This window comes from Gordonia desulfuricans NBRC 100010, assembly GCF_001485495.1.
Classification (GTDB): Bacteria; Actinomycetota; Actinomycetes; order Mycobacteriales; family Mycobacteriaceae; genus Gordonia; species Gordonia desulfuricans.
In genome coordinates this window covers 12,271-27,956 of record NZ_BCNF01000037.1, presented here as the reverse complement: position 1 = coordinate 27,956, position 15,686 = coordinate 12,271, and the positions used below count along the sequence as shown (strand labels likewise).

Genomic DNA, 15,686 nt, shown 5'->3' with positions numbered 1-15,686 from the left:
ATCGCCCACGCCTTGACTCGTAAAAGATCAGAGGTTTACGGTGGGCCGCGTCACGGCGATGCGTCGCTCTCCGACGCCGCACCTTCAGGAGGACCATTGACCACCCACCCCGCCACACTCGGGCGCTTCTTCGAGGACTACGTCGTGGGCGACGTCTACCAGCACCCGATGGGCCGCACGATCACCGACACCGACAACGCGTGGATCACCTGCCTGTCGATGAACACCAACCAGAACCACTTCAACGAGCACCTGGCCCGGCAGAACCCCATCACCGACGGCAAGGTCATCGTCAACTCGGGCCTGACCATCGCACTGGTCCTGGGACTCTCGGTGATCGACATGAGCCAGAACGCGGTGGCCAACCTGCAGTTCACCGATGTCACGCTGGCCCACCCGGTCTATGTGGGGGACACGATCTACGCCGAGAGCATCTGCACCGATCTGCGCCTGTCGCAGTCGCGGCCGTATGCAGGCATCGTCTCGATGGTGACCCGCGGGATCAACCAGGACGGCGAGGTGGTCGTCTCCTGGAAGCGGTCGGTGATGGTGGCCACGCGCGAGAGCGGTATCGGTCAGAACTACTTCCCGGAGGTCAAGGCGCCGTCGTTGACCGAACTCGCCGCACCCGCCGCGGCCGAGGGGCACCGATGAGGCCACTCGAGGACGTCCGCATCATCGCGATCGAACAGTACGGTGCGGGCCCGTTCGGCAGCGTACACCTCGCCGATCTCGGTGCCGACGTCCTCAAGATCGAGGAGCCGTCGTCCGGCGGCGACGTGGGGCGTTATGTACCGCCGTACAACTCCGGTGAGGACTCGCTGTTCTTCGAGACGTTCAACCGGAACAAGCGCAGCCTGTCGCTGGATCTGGGAACCCCGGAGGGCCGCAAGGTCTTCGAGGATCTGGTGGCCACGAGTGACGCGGTGTACTCCAATCTCCGCGGGGACGTGCCCGCGAAGATGCGGATCACCTACGACGACCTCAAACACCTCAACCCGGCCATCGTCTGCTGCAGTCTCACCGGTTTCGGCATGACCGGACCGCGGTCACGACAGCCCGGCTACGACTACATCCTGCAGGGGCTGGCCGGCTGGATGGACCTGACCGGTGACCCGGACGGTCCGCCGACCAAATCCGGTCTGTCCCTGGTGGACTTCTGCGGTGGGTACGTGGCGGCACTGAGTCTGATGGCCGGCCTGCACGCCGCGCGGCGTGACGGTGTCGGGGGTGATTGCGATGTGTCGCTGTACGACACGGCGATCTCGATGCTCACCTACCCGGCGGCCTGGCATCTCAACGCCGGCTTCCGGCCGGTCCGGACCAAGAACTCCGCTCATCCGTCGCTGGTGCCGTTCCAGGCCTTCGAGGCCGTCGACGGATGGTTCGTCGTCGGATGCGCCAAAGAGAAGTTCTGGGTGCGCCTGGTCGAGGCGATCGGTCTGGCCGATCTGCTCGACGACCCGCGGTTCGTCGACTTCACCGCGCGTGGTGAGCACAAGGACGATCTGCTTCCGTTGCTGGAGAACCGGTTTGCCGAGAACTCGGTGGATCACTGGGTGTCGCTGCTGACCGCGGCGGGTGTGCCGACCGGGCCGATCAACGACGTCGAGCAGGCGCTCACCGAGGAACACACCGTGGCCCGGGGGCTCATCGCGACCACCGACCACGAGGTGTGGGGTGAGGTGCGGCAGGTGACCTCCCCGGTACGGTTCGGTGACGATCCGGTCCGCTACCGTCGCGCACCGCACCGCAACGAGAACTTCGACGAGGTGATGACCATGCTGGGCTACAGTGCCGACGAGATTCGCGGCCTGGTCGACGCGGGTGCCTTCGGGAAGATCGTGCAGGAGACGGCATGACCGCGCGCCGCCTCGCCGAGTGGGCCGCCGGACTCGACGTGGGTGCCGTGCCGGAGACCACCCGTCGGGCCGCGCTGCGGCACCTGCTCGACGGCGTGGGCAACGGGATTGGCGCACGACGCCGTGACCAGGGAGGTCCCGGGCTGGCCGTCGCACAGGGGCTGGGTGGCCCCGCCCAAGCGCATCCGCTCGGGGACGTCACCGCGATCTCGGCGCCGGCCGCCGCGTACGCCAACGGCGTCCTGATGCACACCCTCGACTTCGACGACACCCACGCCGGTGCGCTGGTGCACCCGACGACCGTCGTCGCCCCGGCCGTGCTGGCGGTGGCCGAGGAGGTCGACGCCACCGGCGCGCAGGCGGTCACCGCACTGATCGCCGGGCTCGAGGTGGCCTGCCGTCTCGGCGCGGCGGTACCGCACGGATTCCATGCCCGCGGACTGCACGCCACCGCGGTGGTCGGCCCGTTGGCCGGTGCCCTCGCGGCGGGTCTGCTCTACGGAGCCGACGCCGACGCCCTCACCGATGCGCTCGGGATCGCCGCGTCGTCGTCGGGCGGCCTGCTCGAGTTCCTCGACACCGGCGCCAACACCAAGACCCTGCATCCGGGCAACGCCGGGTTCGCCGGTGTCCTCGCCGCGCGGCTCGCGCTCGCCGGTGCCAGTGGCCCGGAGTCCGTGCTCGAGGGTCGGCGCGGTCTGTACCGGGCCCTCGCCGATCGTGACGTGGATCCCGACGTGGTGGTAGGCGAACTCGGAACCCGTTGGGAGAGTGCGAGTATCGGTATCAAACCGTATCCCAGCTGCCAGCTGATGCATGCCACTCTCGACGCCGTCGGCCGCGCGCTGGCCGATGCACGTACCTCGGGGATCGCGGTCTCGGCCGCACAGATCGCGTCCATCGCCGTCGACGTCCATCCCGACAGCGTGGCCATCGTGTGCGGACCGGGGACCGGCACACGGGGTCCGCGCAGCGTCTACGACGCGAAGTTCGACCTGCCGTGGAGTGTCGCCGCACTCGTGCACGACGGGGCGGTCACCGTGGACACCTACGACGAGAACTCCATCGCGCGCCCGGAGGTGGCCGCCACCGCCGGAAAGGTGGAGATCTCCACCGTGCCCGACGCCCGCCCGGCCGCCGACGCCAAGGGCCGCGCGGTGATCACCTTGCTCGACGGCGTCGAGATCGTCGGCGAGGTCGACTGTAGCCGTGGCACTTCCGGCAATCCGATGGACCATGCCGCGGTTGCGGAGAAGTTCCTGGCCAACACCGGTGACGGCGAGCCCGCACGGAACCTCGTCGAGGTGGTCACCGGCCTGGCCGATGCGCCGTCGGTGCATCCGATCCTCACCCTCGCGGCCGCCGTCGTCGCCGGTCACCGACCGTAGCCTCCCCCCGCCTGCCGGTCATGCCGGCGGGCTCTTCGGACATGTCTCCAGATCAAGGATGATGCAATGGATTTCAGCTTCACAGAGGAGCAGCGCGACTTCCGGTCGGCGCTTCGCCAACTCGTCGACAAGGAGATCATCCCGGTCGCCAACGAGTGGGAGCGCACCGGACGCTATCCCACCGAGATCGTCGCCCGGATGCGGGAGATGGGGTTGTTCGGCATCACCACGCCCGAGGCCTACGGCGGTCTCGAACTCGACATGGTGTCGTTCACGCTCGTCTACGAGGAGATCGCCCGCGGCTGGATGGGTGTCGCCGGCATCCTCGGTAGTCACAATCTGGCGTGCTGGATGATCGCCCGGCACGGTACCGAAGAGCAGAAGCAGCAGTGGCTGCCGCGACTGGCGAGCGGTGAATGCCGCACCGGTATCGGTCTCACCGAGCCCGGTGCGGGTACCGATCTGCAGGGTATCGCCACCACCGCCACCCGTGACGGTGACGAGTACGTCATCCGCGGCACCAAGACGTGGATCACCAACGCCCGCCATGCGAACGTGCTGCCGGTGCTGGTCAAGACCGACCCGTCGGCCTCGCCGGCACACAAGGGGATGGCCATCCTGCTGGTCGACACCACCACGCCCGGGTTCGAGGTGCAGCGCGACCTCGGCAAGCTCGGCTACAAGGGCACCGAGTCGTGCGAGATCCTGCTCGACGAGGTCCGCGTCCCGGCCTCCACCCTCCTCGGCGGGGTCGAGGGCCGCGGAATGCAGCAGGCCCTGTCCGGTCTGGAGATCGGCCGGCTCAACATCGCCGGCCGTAGCGTCGGGATCGCCCAGGCGTCCTACGACGCCGCGCTGACCTATGCCCGCGACCGTCATGCCTTCGGCAAGCCCATCGCCGACTTCCAGGCCATCCAGCTGAAACTCGCCGACATCGCCACCCAGCTGCAGGCCGCCCGACTGATGACGTATTGGGCTGCGGCCAAGGCCGATACAGGGGCGCGAGTGGACGGCGAGGCCGGGATGGCGAAGTACTTCGCCTCCGAGACCGCGATCACCGCCAGCCTCGAGGCGATGCGCATCCACGGCGGTTACGGCTACTCCACCGAGTTCGACGTCGAGCGCTATTACCGTGACGCACCGCTGATGTCGATCGGCGAGGGCACCAACGACATCATGCGTACGGTGATCGCCAAGTCGTTGGTCAACGGCACCGTGACGGTCGGATGACCACGGAGCTGATCTTCCTCTACGTTCCCGCCGATCGTCCCGAACGGTTCGACAAGGCAGCGGTGTCGGGCTGCGACGCGGTGGTCCTCGACCTCGAGGACGCGGTCCCGTTGGCGGCCAAGGACACCGCTCGCGCAGCCGCGGGGCGGTGGCTCGGGTCGCGTGAGCGGTCGGCGGCGGGCGCGTGGGTGCGGGTCAACCCCGGGACGGAACTCCTCGACGACCTGGCCATGGCCGTCCGGTCCGGTGCCGACGGGATCTGGCTCCCGAAATGTGACGACGCCGCGACCCTGCACCGCGTGGACCAGGTGCTCACCGAGCTCGAGAATCGTTGGGGCCGGCCGCGAACACCGGTCTCGCCGTTGATCGAGACCGGTGCCGGGCTGTGCAACGCCGTGCAGATCGCGGCGGCCGCGCGCGTGACATTCGTCCAGATCGGTGAGGTCGACCTCGCTGCCGATCTCGGGGTGTCTCCCGTCGTCGGGAACGAATTACTCTGGGCTCGTTCGCAAGTGGTGGCAGCCTCTGCTGCCGCCCGGATCCGCCCGCCGCTGGGTGCGGCGTCGCCGGTGATCGACGACCCGGAGACGTTCGCCGCCGAGACCAGACGCCTGACCGGTCTGGGCTTCTTCGGCCGGGCCTGCATCCATCCACGGCAGATCCCGCCCGCCCGCGCCGGGATGGCCCCGTCCGACGACGAGATCGCCGGTGCGCGGGAGGTGCTGGCCGCGTTCGGTGCCGCGGGCGGGGCCGCGGTCACCGACCGCAGCGGCCGGCTCGTGGACGAGGCGGTGGCCCGTATCGCCCGCCGCACGCTCGCCCGGGGCCGCGGCTGATCGTCGCCGATCGGCATGTGTTCTGGGCCCACAACAATCGGTCTTCGATGGGGCCTCGACCCATATTGCGTTCGTGTTCGTCCGCTTAGCCTGTGATGGCCGCCACTTGGCGAGCGACGAGTACGCACCCCCTGATCTGGGGCGGTGAACAGCAAGAAGGGCAGCTCATGTCGAATGAGGTTCCTGCGGCCGTGCCCGCGACATCCGGTGACCGGCAGGCCCCGTCGGGTCCGGTGGACTCCACCGCTCGGCGACGACCGGGCCTTCTGATCAGAGGCGTCAACCGAAGGGCATGGCAGATCACCCTGCTCTCGCTCGGCGGCTGGCTGCTGGTCAACATGGACGGCAGTCTGTTCAATCTCAACTACCCACTGCTGCAAGAGGATCTGGGTCTCTCCGACAACGACATCGGCAACCTGTACGCGATCATCTACGCCGTCGGTGCAATCTCCACCATCATCTCCGGGCCGTTCATGGACCGGTTCGGGCGTAAGCCGGTGTTCCAGCTGTGCATGTTCGCCGCGGCACTGGGCAGTCTCGTCACCGCGGGCGCCGGTGGCTTCATGATCCTGCTGCTGGGCCGGGCGATCACCCAGGCCGGGGCCACCACCGAGTGGATGGCCGGCCAGGTGATGGTCGCCGAGGAGTCGCCGGCCCGCTCCCGTGGACGACTGATCGGATTCGCCCAGATCGGTTACCCGCTGGGGTTCTTCGCCGGCTCGCTGCTGTCCTGGCTGATCGTTCCCAACTTCGGCTGGCGCTGGCTGTTCGTCGTCGGCGTGATCCCAATCTTCCTGTTGCTGTGGGCACGTCGCGGGGTCGACGAGACCGAGCGGTTCCGGCTCCACTCCGAGGCGGTGACCACCACGTCCTCGCCCGCCCCGGGCCGATTCCGCCAGCTGTTCGCCGCGGACCTTCGTCGCTCGTCGATTCTGGCCTCGACCTGGCATCTCGTCTATGCCTTCGGCGTCGCAGGCATCCTCAGCTACCTGCCGTTGGTCTACACCCACTACGGCGTCTCGATGGAGAACCTGTACGTGTCGTCGGCCATCGCCACCGGCATCGCCGCGGTCGGCTACTACCTTAGTTCGGTTGTCGGTGACCGTATCGGCCGACGTGAGGCCGCCGCGCTGTGGCTGATCCTCGGCGCGGGGTCCGGTGCCCTCCTCGCATTCGCCGGCCGCGACGTGATCGCGCTGACGATCTTCTACTCGATGGTGTACTTTTTCACTCTCGGCCACATCACCGCCGCGGCAGGCTTTGCCGCCGAGGTCTTCCCGACGCGGGTGCGTGCCACCGGCGCGAACCTCGTCGCCGGTATGGAATGGGTCGGATTCGTCGCCGCGGGTCTCGCCGGACCCCGGATGTTCAACGGGATCGGGTTCGCATGGACACTGACCATCTGGCTGGTGATCTGCCCGTTGATCGCCGCCGCCTGTGCTCTGGGCATGAAGCGGGTGGCCCCGGGCGCCACGTTGGAAGAGATCGCCCGCTGACCGACCGCACCGCCCCACCCTGTACCCGAGGATTGGAGAACATCATGGTCTCGACCGAGATTGCCGTGACCGGACTGCATTTCGCCGAATCGCCGACCACCGGCCCCGATGGCCGCCTGTACGTCTCGGACTTCTACGCACACCAGCTCCTGGCCGTGGACCCGAGCACCTTCACCACCGAAGTGGTGGCCGAGGTCCCCGGCCAGCCGTCGGGCATGGGCTGGCTTCCGGATGGCACCCAGCTGGTGGTGTCGATGCGCGACAAACGGGTACTCGCCGTAGCCGCCGACGGAACCACCTCGTGCCACGCCGATCTGAGCGGTCTCGCCCGCGGGGCGACCAACGACATGCTCGTCGACACGGCGGGTCGGGCCTGGGTCGGGACCTTCGGATTCGACTTCTACGCCGAGCTGGAGGCCGATCCCGCGGCAGATCCGCTCTTCGGTCCCGGCGCAAATCCTCCGACGGCAGATCTCATCCGAGTCGATCCGGATGGATCGGCGGAGGTGGCTGCAACCGGTCTCCGTTTCCCCAACGGGACGGTGACCCTGGCCGACGGCACGCTGGTGATCGCCGAGACGGTGGGCGCCGCTCTGACCGGATTCACCGTCGGTGCGGACGGCGCGTTGGGGGAACGACGCACCGTCGTGGACCTGTCGACCGCCGGGGTCGACGGCGCCGCGGTGCTCCCCGACGGGATCTGCGTGGATGCAGCGGACGGGATCTGGGTCAGTGATCCGGTCTCGGGCCGGGCGCTGCGGTTCGACGCCGCCACCGGCACGCTGACCGAGGTGGTCACGACCTCGCAGCCGTGTTTCGCCGTGGGCTTCTGCGGCGACGACCTGCGCACGCTGGTGTGCTGCACCGCCGAGTCGTCCAACCCGAACGTCGCGGGCACCCGCCGGGGCGGCCGTCTGGAGACCGTCACGGTCGGCGTCGGCGGACGGTGATCGCCTGCGCGGCGGTCGATGGGGCAGGGTGAAGGGATGCACGACTCCCCGTCATCGTCGGCCGTGATCGCCGCGTTGCTCACCGACATCGTCGACGGTGAGGCCGGAACCGCCGATCATGGCACCGGTCTGGACCACCTCGACGTGCCCGCCGCCGAGCGCGCCGAGGTCATCCGGGCCGTCGATCGTCTCCGCGCCGAACTCACACGTCTGCGACGTCGCGAACACGAGCTGTCGGCGTTGTTCTCCAGCGCCCGCGAACTGGCCGAGTCCCGAGACCTCGACACGTTGCTGGTGCGGCTGGTGTCGCGTGCCCACCAGATCATGGGAACCGATGTCACCTATCTGTCCGAGTTCGACCCGTCGTCGGACGAACTGAACGTCCGCAAGACGATCGGGGCGGTGACCCCGCAGTTCCAGAGCCTGCGGGTGCCACCGGGGATGGGTCTGGCCTCCGGGATCGCCGCGTCACGGACCGCGCAATGGACGCAACGGTATGCCGAATACAGCGGGGACCCACACGATTCGGGCATAGACGATGCGGTGACCGCGGAGGGGATCGTGTCCATTCTGGGGGTGCCGCTCCTCGCCGACGACGAGGTGCTGGGCGTGTTGTTCGCGGCGACACGCCACGAGCACGTGTTCACCGCCGAGGAGATCGCCCTGCTGTCGGCGTTGGCGGACCATGCGTCGGTGGTCATGCAGACGGCGGGAATCCTCAAGCAGCTGAGGGAATCCGAGGACGAGGCGCGAACGGCCTTCGCGCGGCTGACCGAGCATGTGGAGGAGCGTGACCGGTCCAATGTGGTTCACCAGCAACTCATCCAGGCGGTGCTGTCGGGGCAGGGGTTCCCCGCGGTCGCCGAGACCCTGGCCGCATCGCTGGGGCGTGGAGTGGCCATCGTCGACGCCGGTGATCGTGTCATCGCATCGGCCGGTGATGCGACGCGGCTTCGCGCCGACGACGTCACCGGCCCCGGGGCCCGCGCTGCGCTGGTGGCCAGCCGGCGCTCCGGACATTGTTGCGAGGTCGAGTCATCGTCGGGATCGTCCATCGAGGCGCTGGCGGCGATCACGGTGGGAGCCGACCACTACGGAGCCGTACTGCTGAGCCACGGTGAACTCGAGCTCGGGGCGGTGGACCGACGCACCATCGAGCGGGCCGCGCAGGTGTGTTCGCTGATGACATTGCAGCAGAATGCGGCAGACGATGCCGAGGGACGCACTCGAGCCGAGCTGGTGGCCGATCTGCTGGACCCGGCGCCGGCCCGCAGGCGAGATCTCGACCGTCGACTGCGTCATCGCGGTGTCGATCCGTCGAGGCTGAACACCGTGCTGGTGTTCGGGATCGAGTCCGAGCGGCGTACGTTGCTGGCGCGGCACCTCGCTGGTATCGACGCCGATCCCCTCCTGGTCGCCGAGGTCGACGGAACCGTTGTCGCCGTGATGGTCTCCGAGAATCCGGTGACGGCCGCGCAGACCGTACACCGGTCGATGTCGGCGGCGACGGGCGCTCCGGTCCTGGTCATCGCACCTCCCGTGGCCGCGTCGCCCGACGGTCTTCCGCGCGCCTTCGACGCCGCGCTGCGTACCGCCGCACTGGTCGATGTGCTCGGCATCGTCGACGGTGCCGTCGACACCCGGGACTACGAGTTGTTCTCGGTCCTGTTCGCCCACGATCCCGATGGTGTGGATCGATTCGTCCACGCCGCCATCGGTGCCGTGCTGGACTACGACGCGGCCCACAACACCGACCTGGTCACCACGCTGCGTGCCTTCGTGCGCAACGAGGGCTCGCCGACCAAGACCGCCCGCGTGCTGAACTATCACCCGAACACCATCCTGCAGCGACTCGAACGGATACGAAAACTGCTGGGGGACAACTGGCGTGATGACGAACGTCTGTTCCGGATCTCGGCGGCGGTCCGGCTGGAGGAACTCCGTGGGCACCGACTCGGCGACAGCCGCGGATAGTGGGTCGACACCACATGGATCGGGCGGTTTGATGTGTCATCGTCACATGGAATCGTCGTCGCGGTGGGACTTAGCGTTGGGGGGTGACCCGCGCGGATCATGATCTGGTGTATCTGCGCCACTCGATGAAACATGTTGTGGAGGAAACGTAGTGAGCACCACGAGCCGACTCTCTGGATTCAAGGACAGCACCATCGCGCAACGCCGCGAGACCGTCGCCGCCAACAGTGGTGTGGACCCCGCCGAGATGGGAGTGTTCGACCCGGCCGGCGGTCTCGGTGTCGAGTCCGCGAACCACATGGTGGAGAACGTCATCGGTACGCTGGCGGTACCGGTGGGAGTGGCCACCAACTTCACCGTCAACGGGATCGATCGCCTGGTGCCGATGGCCACCGAGGAGCCGTCGGTGATCGCCGCGGCCAGCAACGCCGCACGGATGGCGCGGGTGCACGGTGGTTTCCACACCTCCCACACCGGTCCGGTGATGCAGGCGCAGGTGCAGCTGTTGGACGTGGCGGACCCGGAGGCGGCCCGGCTACGCATCCTCGAGGCGGCACCCGAGATCATCGCGGCCGCCGATTCCCTCGATCCGATGCTCGTGGAATTCGGTGGGGGAGTGCGGGATCTGACCGTGCGTATCCTGCCGACCCGTGCCGGAACCCACGTCGTGGTGCACCTCGTCGTCGACGTGCGTGATGCCATGGGCGCCAACGCGGTCAACACCATGGCGGAGTCCGTGGCACCCCGGCTGGCGGAGATCGCGGGCGGACGGCCGCTGCTGCGGATTCTCACCAACAAGGCCGATCTGCGTGTGGTCCGTGCGCGAGCGGTCTTCGACAAGGATCTCCTCGGCGGTGCGGAGGTGGTCGACAACATCGTCGCCGCATCGGCATTCGCCGAGGCGGACCCGTACCGTGCCGCGACCCACAACAAGGGCATCATGAACGGCATCACCGCGGTGGTCCTCGCCACGGGCAACGACACCCGGGCCGTCGAAGCCGGATGTCATTCGCATGCAGTCGGTTCCGATGGACGCTACACCGCACTGTCACACTTCGAGAAGACACCGGACGGCAACCTGTCGGGTGTGTTGGAGACCCCGATGGCGGTGGGACTCGTCGGCGGGGCGACCAAGGTGCATCCCGTGGCGCGCACCACGATCAAGATCCTCGGTGTCGAGACGGCGACCGAACTGGCCGAGATCATCACCGCGGTCGGACTCGCCCAGAACCTCGGTGCCTGCCGGGCCCTGGCGGCCGAGGGAATCCAGCGGGGACACATGAGCCTGCACGCCCGGACGATCGCCGCGACTGCGGGTGCGACGTCGAGCGAGCTGGATCTCGTCGTCCGACGGCTTGTCGACGACAGCAACATCCGCGCCGAGCACGCCCAGGAGATCCTTGCCGAGCTCCGGTCGGGGCGATGACCGCAGTGGGATCCGCGTTCCCCGACGTCCATCCGCGTGCCGGTCTGCCCCGGCGTGTGACGGTGTACGAGGTCGGGCCGCGCGACGGTCTGCAGGCCGAGGCGACGACCGTCCCGGTCGAGATCAAGGCGGAGTACTGTCGCCGGCTCATCGGGGCCGGGATCAGCACCCTCGAGATCACCAGCTTCGTCTCCCCGCGCTGGGTGCCGCAGCTCGCCGACGCCGAGGTGCTCCTCGATCGGTTACGCACCGAGGGTGTGCTCGACACCGACGGGCTGCGGTCGGTGGTGTTGACGCCCAACGCCCGCGGCCTCGCCCGGGCGATCGCCGCAGGTGCGCGTGAGATCGCGGTCTTCGTCTCTGCCACCGAGACATTCGCCCGTCGGAATCTGAACTCAACCGTCGCAGAAGCCCTCGCGGATGCGAGTCGGGTGATCGCCGGGGCCCGCGCGGCGGGAATCGCTGTGCGCGGATACATCTCGATGTGCTTCGGGGACCCTTGGGAGGGGCGTGTGTCCCCGCGTGAGGTGGTCGCGATTGCCCGGCAACTCCTGGAGATGGGGTGTGCAGGGATCTCACTCGGCGACACCATCGGCGTGGCCACACCCGGCCACGTTCTGGCGTTGCTCGACGAACTCGGTCGGGCCGGGATAGCGGCCGACCGGCTCGCGGTGCACTTCCACGACACCTACGGTCAGGCACTCGCCAACGTTCTGTCCGCCCTCGAGTACGGGATCACCGAGTTCGACAGTTCGGCAGGCGGTCTCGGACGATGCCCGTACGCCGAGGGCGCGACCGGGAACCTGGCCACCGAGGACCTGGTGTGGATGCTGCACGGGCTCGGCATCGACACCGGGATCGATCTGGAGGAACTGGTCCGGACTTCGATGTGGATGAGCACGCATGTGGGGCATCCACCTGTGTCGCCGGTGGTGGCAGCGCTGACCTCGGGTGCGTGACGCGTACCGACCAGTTTGCGACACGGGTTCGTCGGGCACGTGTGCTCGTCACATCCCGACGCTAAGGTCCGGTGTATCCGAGGGCGCACCGCTCGGCGTCGCCCGGACACGAAGGGGCGTGCGCATGGGATCCGGAATCGACTACGCGAAGCTGGCACACAAGAGTGTCGTGAAGCCCGGCCGGCACGTGGACCTGACCGCCCACTTCGATCCGGGGCGCAAGCCGAGCGGGATGACCAAGGCGCAGGGTGCAGAGGCGTTGGAGGAGGCCAAGACGCGCCTGTTCGAACTCCAGGAGAAGCTGTACGCGCAGTCGGGTCGGGCCGTCCTGGTGGTGTTGCAGGCGATGGATGCCGCCGGCAAGGACTCCACCATCAAGCACGTCATGTCCGGTCTCAATCCGGTCGGCGTGGACGTGTACTCCTTCAAGGCGCCGTCGGCGACCGAACGCGAACACGACTTCATGTGGCGCCACCAGCTCGTGGTGCCCGCGCTGGGCCGCATCGCCGTGTTCAACCGCTCCCATTACGAGAACGTGATCGTCACACGCGTGCACCCCGAGATGCTCTGGCCGAGGACGTCGGTGGTCCGGCACGGACACGACCCCGACGCGATGTGGGACGAGCGCTACCGCGAGATCAACGACTGGGAACGGCGCCTCACCGAGAACGGCACCACCATCGTCAAACTCTTCCTGCACCTGTCGAAGGAAGAACAGCGCAAGCGTTTCCTGGCCCGGATCGACACCCCGTCGAAGAACTGGAAGGTCTCCCCGTCGGACATGGCCGAGCGCGCCTACTGGGACGACTACCAGGACGCATTCTCGCAGATGCTCAGCCACACCAGCACCGAGTGGGCGCCGTGGCATGTGATCCCCGCCGACCACAAGTGGTTCTCGCGCCTGACCGTGCTGTCGGTGCTGCTCACCACCCTCGACGGCCTCGGCCTGCACTATCCGGAGCTCGACGACGCCACGCGCTCCCACCTCGGGGACATCCGCAAGCAGCTCGTCGCAGAGAAGGGGTAGCCGTCGGTTCGGACACGGCCCGGCGTGTTCACCCCTGGCGAAATATCCCCGGGAACAAACATCCTGCCACCTGAGTTGAGTCGGTCAGACTGAACTTTGGAGGTTTGGATGTCTCAGACATATTCAGTGCCCGTCCTGTTCGTTCCCGACCTGGTCGTCCTGCCCGGCATGGTGGTGCCGGTTCCCCTCGACGATGCGGCGCAGGCGACGGTCGACGCGGCCCGGGCCAGTGAGTCCGGAAAACTGCTGGTTGCTCCCCGGCTGGACGACCGCTACCCGACGCATGGCGTGATCGCCTCGATCGTCCAGGTCGGGCGGATGCCCGGGGGCCAGCAGGCCGCCGTCGTCAAGGGCGAGAAGCGTGCCCAGATCGGCACCGGTGCCCCCGGCCACGGCACTGCGCTGTGGGTGGAGATCACCGAGGTCGACGACGCGCCGATCACCGACGAGACCAAGGCCCTCGCCGCCGAGTACAAGCAACTCGTGCTCGCGATGCTGCAACGCCGTGAGGCCTGGCAGATCATCGATGCGGTCAACAAGATGACCGACCCGTCGGCCCTCGCCGACACCTCCGGCTACACCGCGTGGCTCACCGACGTCCAGAAGCGTGAGCTGCTCGAGACCGCCGACGTCACCGCACGGCTGCGCCTGCTGATCGACTGGACCGGTGAACATCTCGCCGAGACCGAGGTCAACGACAAGATCGCCGACGACGTCCGCAACGGAATGGAGAAGCAGCAGAAGGAGTTCCTGCTGCGCCAGCAACTCGCCGCCATCCGCAAGGAACTCGGCGAGGACGAGCCGGACGGCGCCGACGACTACCGTGGCCGGGTCGAGACCGCCGATCTGCCCGACAACGTCCGCGAGGCGGCGCTGCGGGAGGTGGGCAAGCTTGAACGCGCCAGCGACCAGTCCCCGGAGACCGGCTGGATCCGCACCTGGCTCGACACCGTGCTCGACCTGCCGTGGCAGGTCAGCACCACCGATTCCACCGACATCGCCGGTGCCCGTCAGATTCTCGACGCCGACCATCACGGACTCGACGACGTGAAGGACCGTATCGTCGAATACCTCGCGGTCCGTGCCCGCCGTGCCGATCGGGGACTGCAGGTGGTGGGCGGTCGCGGCTCCGGTGCCGTGATGGTGCTCGCCGGTCCGCCCGGGGTCGGCAAGACCTCGCTCGGGGAGTCCGTCGCCCGTGCGCTCGGCCGCAAGTTCGTGCGTGTCGCCCTGGGCGGTGTGCGCGACGAGGCCGAGATCCGCGGTCACCGTCGAACCTACGTCGGCGCCCTGCCCGGCCGCATCGTCCGTGCCATCGGCGAGGCGGGATCGATGAATCCCGTTGTGCTGCTGGATGAGATCGACAAGGTTGGCTCGGACTACCGGGGCGATCCGGCGGCTGCGCTGCTCGAGGTACTCGACCCGGCGCAGAACCACACCTTCCGTGATCACTACCTCGATCTGGATCTGGACCTTTCCGACGTCCTGTTCCTCGCGACCGCCAATGTCGTCGAGAACATCCCGTCGGCGTTGCTGGACCGGATGGAACTGGTGACCATCGACGGCTACACCGAGGACGACAAGGTGGTCATCGCCCGCGACCACCTGCTGCCGCGGCAGCGGGAACGGGCGGCGCTCACCGACACCGAGGTCGCCGTCACCGATGACGCGCTGCGTGAGGTGGCCGCGAACTACACCCGCGAACCCGGTGTGCGACAGTTCGAACGGCTACTCGCGAAGGCACTGCGCAAGGCCGCCACCAACATCGAGAGCGGCAAGGCGCAGATACCGGTCACCATCGACGAATCCGACCTCAAGGATTATTTGGGACGTCCTCGGTTCACCCCCGAATCCGAGGAGCGCACCGCGGTTCCGGGTGTCGCGACGGGACTCGCCGTCACCGGGATGGGTGGCGACGTGCTGTTCATCGAGGTCGGTAGGGTCGGTGGCACCGGCGCCGACGGCGAATCGGCCGGCGGCACCAGGCTGCAGCTGACCGGTCAGCTCGGTGACGTGATGAAGGAGTCCGCGCAGATCGCACTGTCCTATGTGCGTTCGCACGCAAGCGAACTCGGCATCGATCCGCACGCACTCGAGGGCACGGTGCACGTGCACGTCCCCGCCGGGGCGGTCCCCAAGGACGGCCCGAGCGCCGGTGTCACCATGGTCACCGCATTGGTGTCGATGGCGACCGGCCGCAAGGTCCGTGCCGATGTCGGCATGACCGGTGAGGTCACGCTCAACGGCCGGGTCCTGCCGATCGGTGGCGTCAAGCAGAAACTGCTTGCCGCACAACGCAACGGGTTGAAGACCGTCTTCATCCCGCAGCGCAACGAGCCCGACCTCGACGATGTCCCGGCCGAGGTGCTCGATGCGCTCGAGGTCAAGCCGATGGTCGACGTCGCCGAGATCGTCGCCCAGGCACTCGAACCCGTCCAGAACGGGGCGAGCGCCGCGGCCTGACGGCCGCACAGTGACCGGCCACCTGCACAGGGGTGCGCGGGTGGCCGGCCGCTCTGCGGTGTCCGCACCGCTACC

The 15,686-nt window shown here is 68.0% G+C and carries 12 protein-coding genes; all 12 read left to right on the top strand.

Annotation, left to right across the window (positions count from 1 at the left end; translation table 11 throughout):
* The first annotated feature begins 96 nt into the window (after positions 1 to 96).
* The 12 genes from GD1_RS05975 (at position 97) to lon (ending at position 15,611) form a co-directional block, all read left to right on the top strand.
* Positions 97 to 654: a MaoC family dehydratase gene (locus tag GD1_RS05975; protein ID WP_059036325.1), complete on the top strand. Its 558-nt coding sequence runs from the start codon at positions 97 to 99 to the stop codon at positions 652 to 654.
* Positions 651 to 1,862, top strand: coding sequence for a CaiB/BaiF CoA transferase family protein (locus GD1_RS05970; RefSeq protein ID WP_059036323.1), 1,212 nt, complete (start codon positions 651 to 653; stop codon positions 1,860 to 1,862). Before GD1_RS05975 ends, GD1_RS05970 begins: the two co-directional genes overlap by 4 nt.
* Positions 1,859 to 3,250: an MmgE/PrpD family protein gene (locus GD1_RS05965; protein WP_059036321.1), complete on the top strand. Its 1,392-nt coding sequence runs from the start codon at positions 1,859 to 1,861 to the stop codon at positions 3,248 to 3,250. Before GD1_RS05970 ends, GD1_RS05965 begins: the two co-directional genes overlap by 4 nt.
* Positions 3,251 to 3,316: 66 nt before the next feature.
* Positions 3,317 to 4,480 (top strand): acyl-CoA dehydrogenase family protein, encoded by a 1,164-nt coding sequence (locus tag GD1_RS05960; RefSeq protein WP_059036318.1) that lies wholly within the window; start codon positions 3,317 to 3,319, stop codon positions 4,478 to 4,480.
* The gene (locus GD1_RS05955; RefSeq protein WP_059036316.1) at positions 4,477 to 5,316 is read left to right on the top strand and encodes an HpcH/HpaI aldolase/citrate lyase family protein; all 840 of its coding nucleotides are present in this window, start codon (positions 4,477 to 4,479) and stop codon (positions 5,314 to 5,316) included. Before GD1_RS05960 ends, GD1_RS05955 begins: the two co-directional genes overlap by 4 nt.
* A gap of 167 nt (positions 5,317 to 5,483) precedes the next feature.
* Positions 5,484 to 6,812, top strand: a complete 1,329-nt coding sequence (locus GD1_RS05950; protein ID WP_059036314.1) for an MFS transporter — start codon at positions 5,484 to 5,486, stop codon at positions 6,810 to 6,812.
* A 44-nt stretch (positions 6,813 to 6,856) separates the two neighbouring features.
* Complete coding sequence (locus GD1_RS05945) at positions 6,857 to 7,762, top strand: SMP-30/gluconolactonase/LRE family protein (RefSeq protein WP_059036312.1); 906 nt, start codon at positions 6,857 to 6,859, stop codon at positions 7,760 to 7,762.
* 36 nt (positions 7,763 to 7,798) lie between these two features.
* Positions 7,799 to 9,736: a helix-turn-helix domain-containing protein gene (locus GD1_RS05940; protein ID WP_053777412.1), complete on the top strand. Its 1,938-nt coding sequence runs from the start codon at positions 7,799 to 7,801 to the stop codon at positions 9,734 to 9,736.
* Positions 9,737 to 9,887: 151 nt separating this feature from the next.
* Positions 9,888 to 11,162: a hydroxymethylglutaryl-CoA reductase, degradative gene (locus tag GD1_RS05935; RefSeq protein ID WP_020789501.1), complete on the top strand. Its 1,275-nt coding sequence runs from the start codon at positions 9,888 to 9,890 to the stop codon at positions 11,160 to 11,162.
* Positions 11,159 to 12,121 carry a hydroxymethylglutaryl-CoA lyase gene (locus tag GD1_RS05930; RefSeq protein WP_053777411.1) on the top strand — a complete coding sequence of 321 codons (963 nt, stop codon included), beginning with the start codon at positions 11,159 to 11,161 and terminating at the stop codon, positions 12,119 to 12,121. The genes GD1_RS05935 and GD1_RS05930 overlap by 4 nt, the downstream gene beginning before the upstream one ends.
* 124 nt (positions 12,122 to 12,245) lie before the next feature.
* On the top strand, positions 12,246 to 13,148 hold the full coding sequence (locus tag GD1_RS05925; RefSeq protein WP_020789503.1) for a PPK2 family polyphosphate kinase: 903 nt from the start codon (positions 12,246 to 12,248) through the stop codon (positions 13,146 to 13,148).
* A 108-nt stretch (positions 13,149 to 13,256) separates the two neighbouring features.
* Positions 13,257 to 15,611 (top strand): endopeptidase La, encoded by a 2,355-nt coding sequence (gene lon / locus GD1_RS05920; protein ID WP_059036310.1) that lies wholly within the window; start codon positions 13,257 to 13,259, stop codon positions 15,609 to 15,611.
* Positions 15,612 to 15,686 lie beyond the last annotated feature (75 nt).

What these genes read in the sequence shown, in the direction of transcription:
- GD1_RS05970 (WP_059036323.1), top strand. Translation starts at nt 651, where the DNA reads ATGAGGCCACTCGAGGACGTCCGCATCATCGCGATCGAACAGTACGGT.
- GD1_RS05965 (WP_059036321.1), top strand. Translation starts at nt 1,859, where the DNA reads ATGACCGCGCGCCGCCTCGCCGAGTGGGCCGCCGGACTCGACGTGGGT.
- GD1_RS05960 (WP_059036318.1), top strand. Translation starts at nt 3,317, where the DNA reads ATGGATTTCAGCTTCACAGAGGAGCAGCGCGACTTCCGGTCGGCGCTT.
- GD1_RS05955 (WP_059036316.1), top strand. Translation starts at nt 4,477, where the DNA reads ATGACCACGGAGCTGATCTTCCTCTACGTTCCCGCCGATCGTCCCGAA.
- GD1_RS05950 (WP_059036314.1), top strand. Translation starts at nt 5,484, where the DNA reads ATGTCGAATGAGGTTCCTGCGGCCGTGCCCGCGACATCCGGTGACCGG.
- GD1_RS05945 (WP_059036312.1), top strand. Translation starts at nt 6,857, where the DNA reads ATGGTCTCGACCGAGATTGCCGTGACCGGACTGCATTTCGCCGAATCG.
- GD1_RS05940 (WP_053777412.1), top strand. Translation starts at nt 7,799, where the DNA reads ATGCACGACTCCCCGTCATCGTCGGCCGTGATCGCCGCGTTGCTCACC.
- GD1_RS05930 (WP_053777411.1), top strand. Translation starts at nt 11,159, where the DNA reads ATGACCGCAGTGGGATCCGCGTTCCCCGACGTCCATCCGCGTGCCGGT.
- GD1_RS05925 (WP_020789503.1), top strand. Translation starts at nt 12,246, where the DNA reads ATGGGATCCGGAATCGACTACGCGAAGCTGGCACACAAGAGTGTCGTG.
- lon (WP_059036310.1), top strand. Translation starts at nt 13,257, where the DNA reads ATGTCTCAGACATATTCAGTGCCCGTCCTGTTCGTTCCCGACCTGGTC.